Origin of the sequence: Streptomyces diastatochromogenes, assembly GCF_002242805.1 — a bacterium.
Lineage (GTDB): Bacteria > Actinomycetota > Actinomycetes > Streptomycetales > Streptomycetaceae > Streptomyces > Streptomyces diastatochromogenes.
The window spans coordinates 82,110-100,887 of record NZ_MCGQ01000041.1 but is presented as its reverse complement, the minus strand read 5'-3'; the positions used below and the strand labels follow the sequence as shown (position 1 = coordinate 100,887).

The following is an 18,778-nucleotide window of genomic DNA, read 5'->3' as shown; positions in this document are numbered from 1 at the left end:
CCGGGTCTGGCACGACCCGGCGGACACCCCTCATGCCGTGTACGGCACGCCGGTCACGGCGTTCCGTCGTTGACGGTGCCGGGAGTGGGCTGATGGATCAGGAGGACCCAGGGGGCGGAACAGGTGATGGTGGCCGGATGCTGGCTGCTGTGCTCGGCACAGCCGATCTCGAAGACCTGCCCCGCGGTGGTCACCACGTCGATCTTGACGCTGTTGTCGTCGTTGTCGCCGCCGTGGTCATGGGCGTTGATGGAGACCCCACAGGCGAGGCCGGTTGTCGTGGGGTCGGTGGGGTACCCCGTCAGGCCGCTGAGGTCGGTCCACCGCACGGTGTGGTCCGCGCTCGGGGCGCCCCTGAGGTCCCGGATGCCTGCGAACGTCCTTGGCGCGCCGGTCCCTGTGCCGGGGGTGATCGCGGCGCGGAGTTCGAAGTTGCCCGAGTCCTGCTGGGCGTCGATCTCGGCGCACGGGCCGGGAGCACCGGTGGCACCTGTTGCGCCCGTGGCACCAGTGGCGCCGGTGGCTCCGGTCGCGCCCGTTGCGCCGGTGGCACCCGTGGCTCCTGTGGCACCTGTTCCTGTGGCACCCGTGGCACCCGTGGCTCCGGTCGCACCCGTGGCCCCGGTGGCGCCCGTGGCTCCGGTCGCGCCGGTGGCGCCCGTCGCGCCCCGGCACTCGTTGCCATAGTCGCCGTCGCCGCCCAGTGCCGCGGCCGACTTCAGGCCGGACTTCGACTTGTCGGGCTTGCCCGGCTTCTCCGGCTCGTCCTTGCAGTGGTCGTCGCCGCCGTAGCGACCCATCCAGTAGTCACTGGCGTGCAGGCTCGCCAGGGCCTCGCGATTCGACACGTTCTGCGCCGCGGCGACGGCGGGGCTCGCCACGCCGGCCGCCATGACCAGCGTGAGCGAGGCCACCATCCCGGCCTTCTTGAACCTCTCTCGCGCCAGCGGCCCGAGTAGTGAGGACGTCCTGTACTCAGGACTCATCAACGTGCTCCTTGCCTCGTCCGGTCCGGGAGGCGTCCCGAACCCGAGTGCGAGGTTGAACCCTTTGTGTCCTGACTCCGTGTGTGTCACGCCGGAACTCGCCGGTTTATCCGTAGATTGGACTAACGGACGAACTGCATCGGACCAACAGGCGACTGCATCCGTAGGGGCTGCTCGGGCGTCTAAGCCGGTATGGATCTACAGAAGCCCCCGCCCGAGCCGCAGTACCCCGAAGGGTGCCTCGCCGTCGCCATCCGCATCCCGGTGCGGATCGTCGTGCTCGTGCTGGTGCTGCCCGTGCGCATGGCGTGGGACGCGCTGGTCGTCTGCGGCCGGTTCCTCACCGACACCGTGCTGCGGCCGGTGGGGCGCGCGCTGCTGTGGGTCGGCCGGGCAGTCTTCGTGTGGCCGTGGGTGGCGCTGTGGCGCTGGGTCCTCGTGCCCGTCGGGAAGGCGCTCGGATGGCTCGGGCACGTCCTCGTCGTGGTGCCGCTGCGGTGGCTGTACACCTACGTGCTGACCCCGGTCGGGCACGCCGTCGCCTGGGTCGCGCGGGGGATCGGGGCCTGCCTGGAGTGGCTGTACGCGCGCGTGCTCGCACCGGTGGGCCGGGGGATCCTCTGGCTGCTGAAGGGTGCCGGCATCCTGCTCGCCGCCGTCGGCGCGGGCGTGTACGCCGCCGTGGCCTGGCTGGTGCGGTACCTGCTCGTCGTCCCCGCCCGGTGGCTGTACGCGTGGGTCCTCGCCCCGGTCGGGCGGGCGCTGGCCTGGGTCGCGGGCGCCGTCGTCACCGGGATCGGCGCGGTCCTGTACTGGACGACCCGCGTCCTGATCGTCCTGCCCGCCCTCGCCCTGTGGCGCTGGGTCCTCGCACCCGTCGGCCGGTTCCTCGCCGTCGTCGCGCGAGAGGTGGGCGAGGCCCTCGGGCACGCCTGGCGGGTCGCGGGGCGGATCTCCCGCGCGGTCGGGCGGGCGCTCGGGACCCTCTTCCGGTGGATCTTCGTGGAGCCGCTGCGCTGGGTGTACCGCACCGTCCTGACCCCCGTCGGACACGTTGTACGGGACCTCGTCCTGCGGCCCGTCGCCGAGGCCGCGCGCGTGGTGGGGCGGACCGCGCGGCAGGCGCTGACCACCGCCCGCGACACCGTACGGCAGGCCCGCGCGGACCTGAGGCGGATGCTCTTCGGCGAGCCCCGGCAGCTGGTCGCGGTGGACCGGCGGGAACCCGCGGGGCGCGACACACGTACTCTTGGTAGCAGTACGACCGCTCTCACGAAGGACTAGGACACTGGGCAAGCGACAGCCCGAAGGCCCGCCGCCCGCACCCGCGGTGCAGCGCATCCGACTGCGCTACACCAAGCGCGGCCGCCTCCGGTTCACCAGCCACCGTGACTTCCAGCGCGCCTTCGAGCGTGCGCTGCGCCGCGCCGAGGTACCCATGGCGTACTCGGCGGGGTTCACACCGCACCCGAAGGTGTCGTACGCCAATGCCGCACCCACCGGCACGGGCAGTGAGGCGGAGTACCTGGAGATCGCGCTGACCGCGCCGCGCGACCCCGAGACCCTGCGCGGCCTCCTCGACGAGTCGCTGCCCGCCGGGCTCGACATCGTCGACGCGGTCGAGGCACGGACCTCGGGCCTCGCCGACCGGCTCACGGCTTCCGTCTGGGAGCTGCGGCTGGACGGAGTCGACCCGGTCGACGCACAGCGAGCGGTCGAGGCCTTCACCAAGGCCGACACCGTCGAGGTGCAGCGCATGACCAAGAACGGTGTTCGCACCTTCGACGCCCGCCCGGCGGTCGCCGAGCTGACAACGCACAGTTCGCCTGCTGATAGGCCGACCGACCAGCCCTGTGCGATACTGCGGCTGGTTGTTCGGCACGTGACGCCTGCCGTACGACCCGACGACGTCCTGTCCGGTCTCCGCGCCGTGGCCGACCTGGCGCCGCCGGTCCCCGCAGCGGTGACCAGGCTGGCGCAGGGGCTGTTCGATGAAGAGACCGGCACGGTGACCGACCCGCTCGCGCCCGACCGCGAGGCAGCCGAGGCCCTGACGGCCCAACCGGCTGCCGCCGCGACGGCGCCGACGCCGGAAGGTTCCGCGTAGGGACGGACGTCGTAGCGCAGCCCTCGTACTCGGGAGCCACCTGGGTCGGGCAGCGCACCGACCAGAAGACTTTCGCCAGGCCGTACCGACAAGGCGTACGGAACCGGCGAGACAGGACACAGAGTGCTCCCGTGCGGCGCCCGCGCCCCGGACGGCGGCCATCGCGCATCGCGCGGGCCGCGGACGTCAACGGCGGACGGTCCTTGGAGACCGGCGCCGGACCAGGCGCGGCGCCCGGGAGCCTGACGGGAGAACCGCCCGCATGCTCGAGCCGACCGAACCCCTCGAGGGTTCCGAACTGAACACTCCGAGCGACACCCTGCCGCCGCGCAGGCGTCGCCGTGCCGCCTCGCGCCCGGCGGGCCCGCCCGCCGCGGGCGAGGCCGCCATCGAGGTCGCCGTGCCGGCCATACCGGCAGTGGAGGCCGACGAACTCGCCGATCCGCAGGAGCCGGCCGAGGCCGAGGCCGAGGAGGCCCCTGCGGCCGCCGCTGTCGAGGAGCCCGCGCCCGCCGCGCGTACTCGCCGCCGTGCCACGCGGCGCGCGTCCGCGCCCGCCGGGGCACCCGCGGCCGCCGAGGCCGTCGAGACGGTCGTACCGGCTGCTACGGCCGCTGCTGCCGAGGCCGTTGAGCCGGCTGAGGCTGCCGAGACCGCCGAGACCGTTGAGGAGGCCGCGCCCGCTCCTCGTACCCGCCGTCGGGCCACCCGCCGTGCGTCCGCGCCGACCGGAGCCCCGGCCGAGGCCGAGGTGAAGGCGGAGGAGAAGGCAGAAGAGAAGGCAGAAGAGAAGATCGAGGTGAAGGCAGAGTCCGAGGTGGAGCAGCCGGAGGCCGAGGCCGCCACCCGTCCGCGTCGCCGTGCCACCCGCCGCGCCTCCGCCCCCGCCGGTGCGCCGCAGGTCACCGAGGCGCCCGAGTCCGCGCCCGGCGCGGAAGCGCAGGTCGCCGCCGAAACCGCCCCCGCCGTGGAGACGCCCGCCGCCGAAGCCGCGCCGGCCGTCGAGGCGGAGGCCGTGCCGGCCGCCCGTACGCGTCGTCGTGCCAGCCGCCGGGCGTCCGCGCCCGCCGGATCCCCCGAGGCCGCCGAGGCCGTCGTACCGGCCGCCGCCGCGCCCGCCGCCGTCGAGGCCGCGGAGGAGCCCACGGCTGCCGAGGCCGCCGAGGGCGCCGAAGAGGCCGCTCCGCGCCGTACCCGCCGTCGTGCCACCCGCCAGGTCGCCGCGCCCGTCGGCGCTCCCGCGGTCGAGGAGGCCCCTGCGGCCGCCGCCGAGTCCACCGAGGAGACCGAGATCGCCGAGCCCGTCACCGTCCAGGCCGCCGCCGAGGTGCCGGCTCCCGCTGCCGAGGCCCCCGCCGAGGGTGCGCCGCGCCGTCGTCGCCGGGTCGTGCGCCAGGCCGCGACCGGGTTCTCCGCGCCCGCGCACAAGGGGGCCGCCGAGTCCGAGGCCGAGGCACCGCGTCGCCCGGCCCGGCCCGCCGTGGCCGTGTTCCAGGCGCCGGTGTTCGCCGAGCCGAGGTTCCAGACCCCGGAGCGGGCCGCCGCCCAGGCCGCCGCCGAGGCCGCTGCCGAGGTGGAGGAGCCCGAGGAGACCGAGGAGACCACGGCGTACGCCGAGGAGCGTGCCGAGGCCGGTTCCCGCCGTCGCCGTCGCCGCCGGGGCGCCGCCGAGGAGACGCCGGCCGTCGAGGCCGCCGCCGAGGACGAGGAGCCGGAGGAGGCCGAGGAGGCCGCCGCCGAGGACCTCGCCGAGGGCGACGAGGCCGAGGAGACCGAGGAGGCCGGCTCGCGCCGCCGTCGTCGCCGGGGCGGCCGTCGCCGTCGCCGGGGTGACGCCGGCGAGGGCGAGGCCGGTGAGGGCGCGGACGCCGAGGACGAGCTGGCCGCCGAGCAGGCCGCCCAGGACACCGAGGACACCGCCGAGCAGGAGGAAGAGGACGCCGAGGAGGCGCGCGACGAGGCCGGCGGCTCCGCCGGCAGCCGCCGTCGCCGTCGCCGTCGTCGTCGCGCCGGTGACACCTCCGTCGACACCGAGCCCGACGAGGGCGACCCGGAGCGCACGGTCGTCAAGGTCCGCGAGCCCCGCAAGCCCGCCGAGCCGTCCGACGAGGTGCAGTCCATCAAGGGCTCGACCCGTCTGGAGGCGAAGAAGCAGCGCCGCCGCGAAGGCCGTGAGCAGGGCCGCCGTCGCGTCCCGATCATCACCGAGGCCGAGTTCCTGGCCCGCCGCGAGGCCGTCGAGCGCGTGATGGTCGTGCGCCAGCACGGCGAGCGCACGCAGATCGGCGTGCTCGAGGACGGTGTGCTCGTCGAGCACTACGTCAACAAGGAGCAGGCCACCTCGTACGTCGGCAACGTCTACCTGGGCAAGGTCCAGAACGTGCTGCCGTCGATGGAGGCCGCCTTCATCGACATCGGCAAGGGACGCAACGCCGTCCTGTACGCCGGTGAGGTCAACTTCGAGGCGCTCGGCATGGCCAACGGGCCGCGCCGTATCGAGTCCGCCCTGAAGTCCGGCCAGTCCGTCCTCGTCCAGGTGACGAAGGACCCGATCGGGCACAAGGGCGCCCGTCTGACCAGCCAGGTCTCCCTGCCGGGCCGTTACCTCGTGTACGTCCCCGAGGGCTCGATGACCGGCATCAGCCGCAAGCTGCCCGACACCGAGCGCGCGCGGCTGAAGACGATCCTCAAGAAGATCGTCCCCGAGGACGCGGGCGTCATCGTGCGCACCGCCGCCGAGGGCGCGAGCGAGGACGAGCTGCGCCGGGACGTCGAGCGGCTGCAGGCGCAGTGGGAGGACATCCAGAAGAAGGCCAAGAGCGGCAACGCTCCGACGCTGCTGTACGGCGAGCCGGACATGACCGTCCGGGTCGTGCGCGACATCTTCAACGAGGACTTCTCCAAGGTCGTCGTCAGCGGTGACGAGGCCTGGGAGACGATCCACGGGTACGTCTCCCACGTGGCCCCGGACCTGGCCGAGCGGCTGTCGAAGTGGACCTCCGAGGTCGACGCCTTCGCCACCTACCGGATCGACGAGCAGCTCGCCAAGGCGCTGGACCGCAAGGTCTGGCTGCCCAGCGGCGGTTCGCTGGTGATCGACCGGACCGAGGCGATGGTCGTCGTCGACGTCAACACCGGCAAGTTCACCGGTCAGGGCGGCAACCTGGAAGAGACGGTCACCAGGAACAACCTGGAGGCGGCCGAGGAGATCGTGCGCCAGCTGCGGCTGCGCGACCTCGGCGGCATCATCGTCATCGACTTCATCGACATGGTCCTGGAGTCGAACCGGGACCTGGTGCTGCGGCGCCTGCTGGAGTGCCTGGGCCGCGACCGTACGAAGCACCAGGTGGCCGAGGTGACCTCGCTGGGCCTGGTCCAGATGACCCGCAAGCGGGTCGGCCAGGGCCTGCTGGAGTCCTTCTCCGAGACCTGCGTCCACTGCAACGGCCGTGGCGTCATCGTCCACATGGAGCAGCCGACTGCGGTCGGCGGCGGTGGCGGCAAGCGCAAGAAGCGCGGGCGTGGCGGTGACGGGCAGCTGCCCGAGCACGAGATCGCCGCCGAGGCCGTGGAGACGGGCGAGGCCGTCGAGCCGGAGATCGAGACCGTGGTCGAGGTCGCGGCCGAGATCGCCGAGCCGGTCGCCCTGCCCGCGCCGGACTTCGCGCCGGACGAGGAGCTGTACAGCAGCGTCGCCGAGGCGGAGGCGGCGGCCGGCCGTGGCCGTTCGCGGCGCCGCGTCAGCCGTCGGGCCTCGGCTCCGGCCGGTGCGCCGAAGGCCGAGAGCCGGAGGGCCGAGCGCCGCAAGGCCGCGGAGGTCACCCAGACCGCGGAGACCGCACAGGCCGCCGAGGTCGTCCCGGTCGCCGAGGAGGCCGTGCTTCCCGCGCAGCCGGAGCCGGTGGTCCAGGTGGCCGAGGCGCAGGCCGAGCCGGTCGCCGTGGAGGCCCCGGAGCCCGCCGTCGAGGAGGCCGCGCCCAAGGGGCGTACGCGTCGTCGCGCGACCCGGAAGGTGTCGGCGCCGGCCGGTTCCCCGGCGGGTGCGGAGGCGGCCGTGGTGACGGTCGCCGAGACCGCGCCCGAGGCGCCGGTGGAGCAGCCCGAGGCCGAGGCCCCGGCTGCGGCTCCGGTCGCCGCTCCGGTCGAGGAAGCGCCCGAGAGCGCCGCCCCGGCCCGCCCGCGGCGCCGTGCCGTGCGCAAGGCCACCGCGCCGACCGCGTCCGAGGAGACGGCCGTGGTGGTCGTTCCGGCCGCCGCGCCGGAGGCCGCTGTCGCCGAGGCGCCCGCTGCCGAGGAGGCGGCGGTCGAGGAGGCCGTGCCGGCCAAGAAGACCGCCCGCAAGGCGGCCAAGAAGGCCACGGCGAAGAAGGCCGCCACCAAGAAGACCGCGGCCAAGAAGACGGCCGCGAAGAAGACGACGGCCAAGAAGGCGGCCACGACCGCCAAGACGGCCGCCGCCAAGTCGACGGCGAAGAAGACCACCACGGTCTCCGCGGCCACCGACGAGGGCTGAACCCGCTGAGCGGTGTGCGGCCGGTCCGTGTGACCGGCCGCATACCGCGGGGGCCCGGCCCGGTTTGACCCCTTCGGCCGTGGCCCCGTAACCTTGACCGTCGGCGTGTCCACTGAACACGCCACATCCCCGTAAACCTCTTCCTCCCGGGCACACGGTTGGCCGGGAGAGGTCGTTCCTGCTGTTCCTGGGCGGCTGGCCTTCGGGGGTGCCGTTTCTTCGAGCGAAAGAGAGATCCGCGTGTACGCCATCGTGCGCAGCGGTGGTCGCCAGCACAAGGTTGCTGTCGGCGACATCGTTGAGGTTGACAAGATTTCCACCGCCAAGGTTGGCGACACGGTCGAGCTCTCGACCCTGCTCGTTGTCGACGGCGACGCTGTGACCAGCGACCCGTGGGTGCTGGCCGGCATCAAGGTCCAGGCCGAGGTCGTGGACCACCACAAGGGCCAGAAGATCGACATTCTGCGCTACAAGAACAAGACCGGCTACCGCCGTCGTCAGGGCCACCGCCAGCAGTACACGGCGATCAAGGTCACGTCGATCCCCGCGGCTGCGAAGTAAGGGACTGAGGAGACATGGCACACAAGAAGGGCGCATCGTCCACCCGGAACGGTCGCGACTCCAATGCCCAGCGGCTCGGCGTGAAGCGCTTCGGCGGTCAGGTCGTCAACGCTGGTGAGATCCTGGTCCGTCAGCGCGGCACCCACTTCCACCCGGGCGCCGGCGTCGGCCGTGGCGGCGACGACACGCTGTTCGCGCTGCAGGCCGGTGCGGTGGAGTTCGGCACCCACCGTGGCCGCAAGGTCGTGAACATCGTTCCGGTCGGCTGACCCGAACGTTCACTTCGCGAGGCGGACCTCACTTCCCGGTCGGGAAGGCGGGTCCGCCTTTCGCGTGTTACGCAGTAGAGATTCCCGTACGTATCTGGAGGCACTGAACCATGACCACCTTCGTGGACCGCGTCGAACTGCATGTCGCCGCGGGTAACGGGGGCCACGGCTGTGCCTCCGTCCACCGCGAGAAGTTCAAGCCGCTCGGCGGCCCGGACGGCGGCAACGGCGGCCGCGGCGGTGACGTGATCCTGACCGTGGACCAGTCGGTCACCACGCTTCTCGACTACCACCACTCCCCGCACCGCAAGGCCACCAACGGCAAGCCCGGCGAGGGCGGCAACCGCTCCGGCAAGGACGGCGAGGACCTGGTCCTGCCGGTGCCGGACGGCACGGTCGTGCTGGACAAGGCGGGCAACGTGCTCGCCGACCTGGTCGGCCACGGCACCTCGTACATCGCCGCGCAGGGCGGCCGGGGCGGCCTCGGCAACGCGGCGCTGGCGAGCGCCCGCCGCAAGGCGCCCGGCTTCGCGCTGCTGGGCGTGCCCGGGGACCTGCAGGACATCGTCCTGGAGCTGAAGACGGTCGCCGACGTGGCCCTGGTGGGCTACCCGAGCGCGGGCAAGTCCTCGCTGATCTCCGTGCTCAGCGCGGCCAAGCCGAAGATCGCGGACTACCCGTTCACCACCCTCGTCCCGAACCTGGGCGTGGTGACCGCCGGCTCGACCGTCTACACCATCGCCGACGTGCCCGGTCTGATCCCGGGCGCCAGTCAGGGCAAGGGCCTCGGCCTGGAGTTCCTGCGGCACGTGGAGCGGTGCAGTGTGCTCGTGCACGTGCTGGACACCGCGACCCTGGAGTCCGACCGCGACCCGGTCTCCGACCTCGACATCATCGAGGAGGAGCTGCGGCAGTACGGCGGCCTCGGCAACCGTCCCCGGATCGTCGTCCTGAACAAGGTCGACGTGCCCGACGGCAAGGACCTCGCCGAGATGGTCCGCCCCGACCTGGAGGCGCGCGGCTACCGCGTCTTCGAGGTGTCCGCGGTGGCCCACATCGGGCTGCGCGAGCTGTCGTTCGCCCTTGGTGAGCTGGTCGCCGGGGCGCGCGCCGCGAAGCCGAAGGAGGAGGCGACGCGGATCGTCATCCGGCCCAAGGCCGTGGACGACGCGGGCTTCACGGTCACCCGCGAGGAGGTCGGCGGGGAGCCGCTGTTCCGGGTGCGCGGCGAGAAGCCGGAGCGCTGGATCCGCCAGACCGACTTCAACAACGACGAGGCCGTCGGCTACCTCGCCGACCGGCTCAACCGCCTCGGTGTCGAGGGGGAGCTGATGAAGGCGGGCGCCCGGGCCGGCGACGGTGTCGCCATCGGGCCCGAGGAGAACGCGGTCGTCTTCGACTGGGAGCCGACGGTGATGGCGGGCGCGGAGATGCTCGGCCGCCGTGGCGAGGACCACCGCTTCGACGCACCGCGGCCCGCGGCGCAGCGCCGCCGCGACCAGGAGGCCGAGCGGGACGAGACGCTGCGCGAGTACGACGAGTTCGACCCGTTCGAGTAGGCGGTCGTACCACCCGAGCCGTTTCTCGCCTCACCTGCGGTGAATGGCCGGATCGGCTCGGGATTCGCCTACTGACCCCCGTTACAGTAGCTGTCTCCTGACACTCAGTAAGGCCCGTTGCGGCAAGGCACGTTCCACAGTGGTTCCCGTGTCGCAGCGGGTCTTCTGTTGTCTGCCTGTTTGTCATGCACGCGAATGCTCTCGTTCAGCGGACGGGCCGTCCGGCCGTGGGAGCTTCCGAAGGTCGAAGCCCAAGAGGCTTCTGTGGCAAGGGAGTCAGCGAATGACCGGAGCATTACCGCCCGACCGCCGCCGCTTTCTGACCGCCGGTGCCGCCGTCCTCGGCGCCGCGGCCTCCGCCCAGCTCTGGCTGCCGGCCACCGCCGCCCGGGCGGCCGAAACCCCGCTGCCCGACGGTGTGTTCACCCTCGGCGTGGCCTCCGGCGATCCGCTGCCCGACGGCATCGTGCTGTGGACCCGGCTCGCCCCCGACCCCCTCCACGGCGGCGGCATGCCCGACGCGGTCGTGCCCGTGGAGTGGGAGATCGCCGAGGACGAGCGGTTCGGAAGAACCGCCCGCAGAGGCACCGCCGAGGCCCGGCCCGAGTACGGGCACAGCGTGCACGTGGACGTGCGGGGGCTGCGCCCGGACCGCCCGTACTGGTACCGGTTCCGCGCCGACGGCCAGCTCTCGCCGACCGGCCGCACCCGCACCGCCCCGCACCCGCACCGCAGGGGCGGCTCGCTGCGCGTCGCGCTCGCCTCCTGCCAGAACTGGCAGCACGGCTACTTCACCCCGTACGCCGACATGCTCGCCCAGGACCCCGACCTCGTGCTCTTCGTCGGCGACTACATCTACGAGTCCAAGCCCTCCGCCACCGCCGTACGCCGGCACGAGGGCAGCGACGAGCCGTACACCCTGGTCCAGTACCGCAACCGCTACGCCCAGTACCGCACCGACCCCGACCTCGCCGCGATGCACGCGAACGCCCCCTGGGTGGTCACCTTCGACGACCACGAGGTCGACAACGACTTCGCCGGCGAGATCCCGCAGGACCCCGACAAGCAGTCGCACGACGCCTTCGTGGCCCGGCTGACCGCGGCCTACCAGGCGTACTACGAGCACATGCCGGTCCGCGCCACCGCGATCCCCGACGGCCCGCACATCCAGATGTACCGCCGGCTGGAGTTCGGCCGCCTGGCCCGCCTGAACGTCCTCGACACCCGGCAGTTCCGCACCGACCAGGCGACCACGCAGGAGGGCGCCGAGAGCCCGTCGACGACCATGCTCGGCGCCGAGCAGAAGCAGTGGCTGCTGGACGGGCTGTGCGACTCCCCGGCCCGCTGGAACCTGATCGCCTCGCAGATCATGATGGCCGAGACCGACCTGCTGCTCGGCGAGGGCAAGCTCTGGTACTACGACGCCTGGGACGGCTACCAGGCCGAGCGCAACGCCCTGCTGGAGGAGTTCGCCGACATCCGCAACCCGGTCGTGCTCAGCGGCGACCGGCACCTGACGATGATCAGCGACCTCAAGGAGGACTTCGCCGACCCGGACTCCGACGTCGTCGGCGCGGAGTTCGTCGGCACCTCCATCTCCAGCAACGGCGACCAGGACCAGGCCGCCTTCCACGCCCAGTGGGACCCGCTGAAGGCGGACAACCCGCACTGGAAGGTGATCGACGCCCACCGCGGCTACCACCTCTTCGACATCCGCCGCGACGGCATCGACGCCCAGGTCCGGGTCGTCGACACGGTCGTCAAACCGCAGGCCACGGCGAGCACGCTGGTGCGGCTGCGGGTGGAGTCGGACGAGCCGGGCGTCCAGGTCGTGTGACGCGACGGCGGGTGACGTCTGGGTGACCGGAGCCTGGGACTCATCTGTGTCCCAGGCTCCTCTCAGCTCCGCCCAAGGAAGAACTCTTACCGTCCGTTAACCATGGAGACGGACTGTACGAGAGACACCCCCGCGCCCCTGCCCGCCGGCACCCGGCTGCTGCACATCGGCCCGCACAAGACGGGGACCACCGCCGTCCAGGGCGCGCTGTTCGCCGCGAAGGACCGGCTGCCCGAGTACGGCGTGGCGTTCCCGGCGCACAGCAGGCACCCGATGGAGGCCGCCCTCGCCGCCTGCGCCCGGCCCGCGATGATGGGGGACACCCGGCCGACCGACCGGCACTGGACCCGGCTGCTGGCGCAGGTGCGGGCCACCGGGACGCAGACCTCGGTGATCAGCAGCGAGTTCTTCGCCGACGCCCCCGACGACGGGACGATCACCCGGATCGTCGAGCAGCTCGGCGGCGACCGTGCGCACGTCCTGGTCACGCTGCGTCCGCTGGCGAAGATCATGCCCTCGCAGTGGCAGCAGTACGTGCAGAACGGGCTGCGCATGGGCTACGAGGACTGGCTGGAGCACATGCTCCGCAAGCCGCCGTACGAGAAGCCGAACCCCAGCTTCTGGCAGCGGCACCGGCACGACCGGCTGGTCGAGCGCTGGGCGCGGGTCGTCGGGCCCGGGAAGGTCACCGTGGTCGTGGTGGACGACCGGGACCGAGGCGGGCTGATGCGCACCTTCGAGGCGCTGCTCGGACTGCCCGGGAATCTCCTGCAACCGGTTCCGGACACCGCGAATCGGTCACTCACTCTGGCCGAGACCGAAATGCTGCGGAATCTCAATGTGGAATTCCGCGGCAATGGACTCCCCGACGAGCTGTATTCCCGGCTCGTGCGCAACGGCGCGGTGCTGCATATGAAGAACTCGTGCAGCCCCACGCCCCGGGACGTGAATATCTCGACCCCCCGCTGGGCCGTCGAGGCGGCCGGTGAGATCGGCGCGGAGACGGCCCAGCGGATCGGTGCGCTCGGCGTGCGGATCATCGGCGATCCGGCCCTGCTCTCGGCGGTGCCCGAGCAGCCGCCACCGGCCTCGCCGGAGCCCCGGATCTCCCCGGAAGCGGCGGCCCAGGCCCTGTACGGCGCGCTCGCCGCGGCCGCCTCGGCGCCCCCCGGCGCGGCCCCCGCCCGGACCGTGCACCAGACCTCGTCGAAGGAGCTGGTCCGGGTGCTCGGTCACCGCTGTCTGAAACGGCTCGGGCGGCGCTGAAGGGAACCTGAACGCAACCTGAACACCACTTGTGGACTTACTCACAACAAATTCATGGGGGTTCAAGGCAACCCCACCCAATCACCAGGAGCGCAAGGTGAATGAGAGGTGGCGCGCACATATGCGGGGGACGTCACTCACCTTGCACTGCGGTTGCCCGAAGTGGGACGCTTTCACGGTTCCCTGTCGCCACAAGGTAGGTCAGCCTGTGTCCCAGCACATAGCCAAGCCCCGAACCACCGCAGTGATCCTGGCCGGTGGCACCGGTCAGCGGGTGGGTCTGTCGATCCCCAAGCAGTTGCTGAAGATCGCCGGCAAGGCAGTCATCGAGCACACTCTGACCACCTTCGAGAACGCCGAGTCGATCGACGACGTCATCGTGCTGATGGCGCCGGGTTATGTGCCGGACATCGAGAAGATCGTCGCCAAGGCCGGCTTCACCAAGGTCAAGAGGATCATCGAGGGCGGCTCGACGCGGAACGAGACCACCGAGCGCGCCATCTCCGCCCTCGGTGAGGGCCTGGCCGAGGGTGAGGACCGCAACGTCCTCTTCCACGACGCCGTACGTCCGCTGCTGTCGCAGCGCGTCATCGACGACTGCGTGATCGCGCTGGAGCGTTACCAGGCCGTCGACGTCGCCATTCCGTCCGCCGACACCATCATCGTCACGCGCACGCACGGCGAGGACGGCGAGTTCATCACCGAGATCCCGGACCGCTCCCGGCTGCGCCGCGGCCAGACCCCGCAGGCCTTCAAGCTGTCCACGATCCGCCGCGCCTACGAGGTCGCCGCCGGCGACCCCAACTTCCAGGCCACGGACGACTGTTCCGTCGTGCTCAAGTACCTGCCGGACGTGCCGATCCACGTCGTCGCGGGCGACGAGTACAACATGAAGGTGACGCAGCCGGTCGACGTCTTCATCGCCGACAAGCTGTTCCAGCTCGCCTCCACGGCCGCCCCCGAGCAGGTGAGCGAGGAGGCCTACCGCGAACTCCTCACCGGCAAGACCGTCGTGATCTTCGGCGGCTCCTACGGCATCGGCAAGGACATCGCCGAACTCGCCGAGTCCTACGGCGCGAACGTCTACGCGCTGGGCCGTTCCACCACCGGCACCCACGTGGAGAACCCGGAGGAGGTCGACGACGCGCTGTCCAAGGCGTACGCGGAGACCGGCCGGATCGACTACGTGGTCAACACCGCGGGTGTGCTGCGCATCGGCAAGCTCGCCGAGACCGACAACGCCACCATCGAGGAGGCGCTGAAGGTCAACTACCTGGCCCCGGTGCAGATCGCCCGTTCGTCGTACAAGTACCTGGCCGAGACCAAGGGCCAGCTGCTGCTCTACACCTCCAGCAGCTACACCCGCGGCCGCGCCGAGTACAGCCTCTACTCCTCGACCAAGGCCGCGATGGTGAACCTCACCCAGGCGCTGTCCGACGAGTGGGCCGGCGACGGCATCCGCGTCAACTGCATCAACCCGGAGCGCACCGCCACCCCGATGCGCACCAAGGCCTTCGGCCAGGAGCCGTCGGGCTCGCTGCTCTCCTCCGAGGCCGTGGCCCGTACCTCCCTGGACGTGCTGCTGTCGGAGCTGACCGGGCACGTCATCGACGTGCGCCAGCAGGACCCGACGGCGGGCGCCGCCAAGGCCTCCGGATTCGAGCAGGCGCTGGCCTCGGTTCTGGACCGTCAGGACGGCATGTAATAATTGCGGGTAATTAGCTTTTAGGAATTCAGGCCTTTGCGGCCGCCCATTCGACGGGCCTTCGCAGGGGCCTGAATCCTTACCCATCGCGAATTAACGTCACCTCCGGCATTACTGAACAAAACCGGCACTCCCCCTCCCAGAGCAGGTTTCTCCGTGATATCCACCGCTATTCGCGTCGCCCGGGTGGGCAGCGCGGCCGAGCTGGCCGCGGCGGCCCTCGTGATGATGGGCTTCCCGGCGCTGATGCTGGCCGCGCTCGTCCCGAGCGAGTACGCCTTCGCGGCCGCCGCTGCCGTGACGTACCTGGCGGACCACTATCTGCACCGCAAGGGCAGCTACCTGATCAACCGCCTCAGCAAGGTCCGGGCCGGCCTGTCGATCCGGTTCCTGATCCGGCAGCTGCTGCTGATCCTGCTGCTGGCGCGGCTGTCCCACGCGAACGACCTGATCTTCTACGGCGCGGTCGCCTGCTTCATCGCCTTCTACGGCCTCCAGGCCCCGCACGGCGCTCTGGTCACCCTCATCCGCAACCGCCGCAAGATGCCGGTCGCGACCCGCAACGTCGACCTGAAGTCCCGCATCCGTATCCCGGACGCCCCGCCGCGCGGCCTGCTGCACCGCTCCGCGGAGAAGATCCTCCACCTCGACCTGTTCGCCATGGTCGGCATCCTGGTCTCCGCCGTCGTGGGCCCGGCCGTCGCCGGCTTCGTGGGCATCGGCCTCACCGTGGGCCTCGGCTGCCTCTACGTCCTGGTGCTGGTGCCGTACGTGCGCGGCCGGAAGATCCCGCCGAAGGCCGACGACGTGCTCGCCGCCGTCGACGACTGGCTGGCCGGCTACAAGCCGGAGACGGTGCTGTACTTCTCCGGCTCCAAGGACTCCGCGTACCAGGTCAACATGTGGCTGGAGACGATGGAGCAGCTGGAGACCCGGCCGCTGATCATCCTGCGCGAGCGGGCCATCCTGAACAACCTCGCGCCCACCACGGTCCCCGTCATCTGCGTGCCCGGAGGGGTGCACCTGATGAACCTGGACCTGTCGACCGTGCGGGTCGCCCTGTACGCGGCCAACGTCGGCAAGAACATCCACCTGCTGCGCGTACCCACCATGAAGCACGTCTTCGTCGGCCACGGCGACAGCGACAAGCTGGCCAGCGTCAACCCGTACAGCAAGGTGTACGACGAGGTCTGGACCGCCGGCCGGGCCGGGCGTGACCGCTACGCCATCGCCGACGTCGGCGTCCGCGACGACGACATCGTCGAGGTCGGCCGCCCGCAGCTGGCGCCCATCCAGAGCTGGCAGGGCGTGCCCGAGGGGCGCATCGCCACTGTTCTCTACGCCCCGACCTGGGAGGGCTGGGACGGCAACCCGGGCAACACCTCGATCGTGCTCGCCGGCGAGAACATCCTGAACAAGCTGGTGCAGGCCGACCCGCCGGTCCGTGTCCTGTACAAGCCGCACCCCTTCACCGGAACCGTCAGCAAGGAGGCGGGTGCCGCGCACCGGCGGATCACCGCCCTGGTCGAGCAGGCCGCCGCCGAGCGCGCCGCCGACTCCCGCTTCACTGCCGACGCCACCGCCCAGGCCGAGGCCCAGGCCGAGCTGGACCGCATCGAGGCCCGCCTCGCCGAGCTGGCCGCCGTCGGCGGCGACAAGGGTGATGAGGCCGAGGCCAGCCGCGACGGCGTGGTCGACCCCGAGAAGCACGAGGAGATCGCCCGGCTGCGCGCCGAGTGGAACGACGCCTACTGGCGCTCCTTCCCCTCCTACGAGCACCGCGTCATCACGGGCGCCGAGCCGCGCCTGTACGACTGCTTCAACGTCTCGGACGCGATGGTCTCCGACATCTCCTCCGTGGTCTCCGACTTCATCGCGAGCGGCAAGCCGTACGCCGTCACCGACTCCGCCGATCTCGGCGTGGAGGAGTTCAAGCGGCAGAACACGGCCGTGCGCGCCGCGACGATCCTGTCCAACAGCGCGGCCGAGCTGGGCGGCCTGCTGAACGCCGTACGCGACCCCTCCAACGACCCGCTGGCCGAGGACCGGGGCGAGCTGAAGCGGTACCTGCTGGGCCCGGACGAGCCGAAGTCCATCGACCAGTTCAACACCGCGGTCGCCGACCTGGGCCTCAAGGCCGAGGCCCGCAACGTCGGCCAGGAGTCCCGGCTGGGTGCCGGGGACGCCGACACGGCCGAGCTGACCAACGCGGTACCGGGTCAGCGCGGGGCGTCCGCCGGTGAGACGGACGGCGTGACCGCGGGCTGACCCGCCACCCTGCCCACGGCCCCCGAGGACCACTCCTCGGGGGCCGTTGCCGTGTCCGGTGCCGTCTTGCCCGGCTCTTAACCGCCCCTGAACGGCTCTTACTCCGGCTGCGTACTGTCTCGTACCGCCCACCGTGCTCCGATTCTGTCCGCTTCCTGTGAGGGTGACGGTGTGTGAGGTGCGCCACTGATGACCCGCAGTGAGGCAACCGCTTCCCACGGGTGCCCGTCTATCAGGTTGCTAATGACGCGATACGCGGGAAATGTCCGTTGACCAGCGGGAAAGCAGCAAGGGGGAACCGTGACCGTCGTGACGCAGCCTGATGTGAGCGTGATCATCGGGGCGTACGAGGCGATGCCGTACCTGGTCGAGTGCCTGGCATCCGTAGAGGCGCAGACCATCGACCCGGCACGCATGGAGGTCATCGCGGTCGACGACGGCTCCACGGACGGCACCGGGGAGTACCTGGAGGAGTTCGCGGCCCGCGCCCCCATGCCGGTCACCGTCATCCGCCAGGAGAACTCCGGCGGCCCCAGCGGCCCGCGCAACGTCGGCCTCGGCAAGGCGGCCGGACGCTACGTCTTCTTCCTGGACGCCGACGACCGGCTCGGGGCCGAGGCCCTGGAGCGCATGGTCGCCATGGCCGACAAGAACGGCACCGACGTCGTGCTCGGCAAGGTCGAGGGCATCAACCGCATCCCGCCGAAGTCCATGTGGGGCAAGACCCTCGACCGGACCGACGTCTTCTCGTCCAACATCAAGTTCACCCTCAGCGCGCAGAAGCTGTTCCGCCGCGCGCTGCTGGAGAAGCACGGCATGCGCTTCGACGAGTCCCTGTGGACCGGCGAGGACGCGCTGTTCACGATGGAGGCCTATCTGCGGGCCGACGGCGTCTCGGTGGTCGCCGACTACCCCTGCTACTACCTGGTCGGCCGCGAGGACGGCAAGCACGTCACGAAGACCGGCAGCTACACGCTCCGCTTCGACTCCGCGCGCGCCCTGATGGCGCTGATCGCCGACATGGTCCCGGCGGGTGCCAAGCGTGACACCCTCATGATCCGGCCCTTCCTCATCACCCTGCTGCCCCAGTTCGGGCCCAAGTTCCTCACGGACGGCGAAGAGGTCCGCAGGCACAAGTTCGAGCTGGCCAAGCCGCTGATGGACGCCTACTGGACCCCAGGGGTGGCCCGCCGCCTGAAGGTCCACGAGCGGCTGCGGCTGCACCTGGTGGCCATACAGCGGCCCGAACTGCTGCTGGACGTCGTGAAGTTCGTCAAGGCGAAGAAGCAGGCCGCCGCCGTCCTGGAGAAGCGCGGCACCCGCCTCTACCTCGTCTACCCGCACTTCCGCTCCAAGGCGGCCGGCATCCCCGACCAGGTCTACCTCGCCGAACCCCGCGAGGCCCGCGCCTTCGAGGGCTACCGCGAGGCCGCCGCCAACTCCTTCCTGCGCCGGGCGCTCCGCAAGGTGCGGCGGATGCTGCCGAGCGGGGGGTTCGGGGCGGCGGCGGCCTGAGGGGCCCTCTTTAGCACGCGTCCTTGAAGTGTCAGGTTGCCCGCTCTGCCGTGCTCGCTCCGTGAGCGAACGATGACATCCCGCCTGTCCGGGGGCTGGACCGGTGCGCACCGCACGGCCCCCTTCGCGTAGATTGCCGCACAGGCAGCCGGAACCGGGCGAGGGGACAGCAGGCAAGGTGGCAAGGGCTAG

The 18,778-nt window shown here is 71.4% G+C and carries 12 protein-coding genes; 11 read left to right on the top strand and 1 reads right to left on the bottom strand.

Translation table 11 applies throughout. The features are described 5' to 3' along the window. Positions 1-53 precede the first annotated feature (53 nt). A complete protein-coding gene (locus tag BEK98_RS48730) occupies positions 54-986 on the bottom strand; it encodes a hypothetical protein (protein ID WP_143684208.1) in 933 nt (310 codons plus the stop codon). Positions 987-1,178: 192 nt separating this feature from the next. Here BEK98_RS48730 and BEK98_RS37150 point away from each other — a divergent pair, with 192 nt between their 5' ends. From BEK98_RS37150 to BEK98_RS37100, 11 genes are all read left to right on the top strand, one after another. Continuing rightward, positions 1,179-2,270: a hypothetical protein gene (locus tag BEK98_RS37150; RefSeq protein WP_094221169.1), complete on the top strand. Its 1,092-nt coding sequence runs from the start codon at positions 1,179-1,181 to the stop codon at positions 2,268-2,270. Positions 2,271-2,316: 46 nt separating this feature from the next. Beyond that, on the top strand, positions 2,317-3,093 hold the full coding sequence (locus BEK98_RS37145) for a TIGR03936 family radical SAM-associated protein (RefSeq protein ID WP_094221168.1): 777 nt from the start codon (positions 2,317-2,319) through the stop codon (positions 3,091-3,093). Between the two features lie 262 nt (positions 3,094-3,355). Further along, complete coding sequence (locus tag BEK98_RS37140; protein WP_208643339.1) at positions 3,356-7,606, top strand: Rne/Rng family ribonuclease; 4,251 nt, start codon at positions 3,356-3,358, stop codon at positions 7,604-7,606. A 240-nt stretch (positions 7,607-7,846) separates the two neighbouring features. Beyond that, positions 7,847-8,167, top strand: coding sequence for a 50S ribosomal protein L21 (rplU, locus tag BEK98_RS37135; RefSeq protein ID WP_030749991.1), 321 nt, complete (start codon positions 7,847-7,849; stop codon positions 8,165-8,167). Positions 8,168-8,181: 14 nt separating this feature from the next. After that, entirely contained in the window at positions 8,182-8,436 is a 255-nt protein-coding gene (gene rpmA / locus BEK98_RS37130) for a 50S ribosomal protein L27 (protein WP_094221167.1), read from the top strand. A gap of 110 nt (positions 8,437-8,546) precedes the next feature. Next, complete coding sequence (gene obgE / locus BEK98_RS37125; RefSeq protein WP_094221166.1) at positions 8,547-9,995, top strand: GTPase ObgE; 1,449 nt, start codon at positions 8,547-8,549, stop codon at positions 9,993-9,995. 283 nt (positions 9,996-10,278) lie between these two features. After that, entirely contained in the window at positions 10,279-11,832 is a 1,554-nt protein-coding gene (locus tag BEK98_RS37120; protein ID WP_094221165.1) for an alkaline phosphatase D family protein, read from the top strand. A gap of 102 nt (positions 11,833-11,934) precedes the next feature. Continuing rightward, positions 11,935-13,098, top strand: coding sequence for a hypothetical protein (locus BEK98_RS37115; RefSeq protein ID WP_094221164.1), 1,164 nt, complete (start codon positions 11,935-11,937; stop codon positions 13,096-13,098). Positions 13,099-13,306: 208 nt separating this feature from the next. Next, positions 13,307-14,803, top strand: a complete 1,497-nt coding sequence (locus tag BEK98_RS37110) for a bifunctional cytidylyltransferase/SDR family oxidoreductase (RefSeq protein WP_094221163.1) — start codon at positions 13,307-13,309, stop codon at positions 14,801-14,803. 186 nt (positions 14,804-14,989) lie between these two features. Continuing rightward, a complete protein-coding gene (locus BEK98_RS37105) occupies positions 14,990-17,071 on the top strand; it encodes a hypothetical protein (RefSeq protein ID WP_094221162.1) in 2,082 nt (693 codons plus the stop codon). 300 nt (positions 17,072-17,371) lie between these two features. Beyond that, positions 17,372-18,586, top strand: coding sequence for a glycosyltransferase family 2 protein (locus BEK98_RS37100; RefSeq protein WP_279635496.1), 1,215 nt, complete (start codon positions 17,372-17,374; stop codon positions 18,584-18,586). The last annotated feature ends 192 nt before the right edge of the window (positions 18,587-18,778 follow it).

Excerpts from the sequence above, each read along its gene's own strand:
- BEK98_RS48730 (WP_143684208.1), bottom strand. The coding sequence starts at position 986 with ATGAGTCCTGAGTACAGGACGTCCTCACTACTCGGGCCGCTGGCGCGA.
- rpmA (WP_094221167.1), top strand. The coding sequence starts at position 8,182 with ATGGCACACAAGAAGGGCGCATCGTCCACCCGGAACGGTCGCGACTCC.
- obgE (WP_094221166.1), top strand. The coding sequence starts at position 8,547 with ATGACCACCTTCGTGGACCGCGTCGAACTGCATGTCGCCGCGGGTAAC.
- BEK98_RS37140 (WP_208643339.1), top strand. The coding sequence starts at position 3,356 with ATGCTCGAGCCGACCGAACCCCTCGAGGGTTCCGAACTGAACACTCCG.
- BEK98_RS37150 (WP_094221169.1), top strand. The coding sequence starts at position 1,179 with ATGGATCTACAGAAGCCCCCGCCCGAGCCGCAGTACCCCGAAGGGTGC.
- BEK98_RS37115 (WP_094221164.1), top strand. The coding sequence starts at position 11,935 with ATGGAGACGGACTGTACGAGAGACACCCCCGCGCCCCTGCCCGCCGGC.
- BEK98_RS37120 (WP_094221165.1), top strand. The coding sequence starts at position 10,279 with ATGACCGGAGCATTACCGCCCGACCGCCGCCGCTTTCTGACCGCCGGT.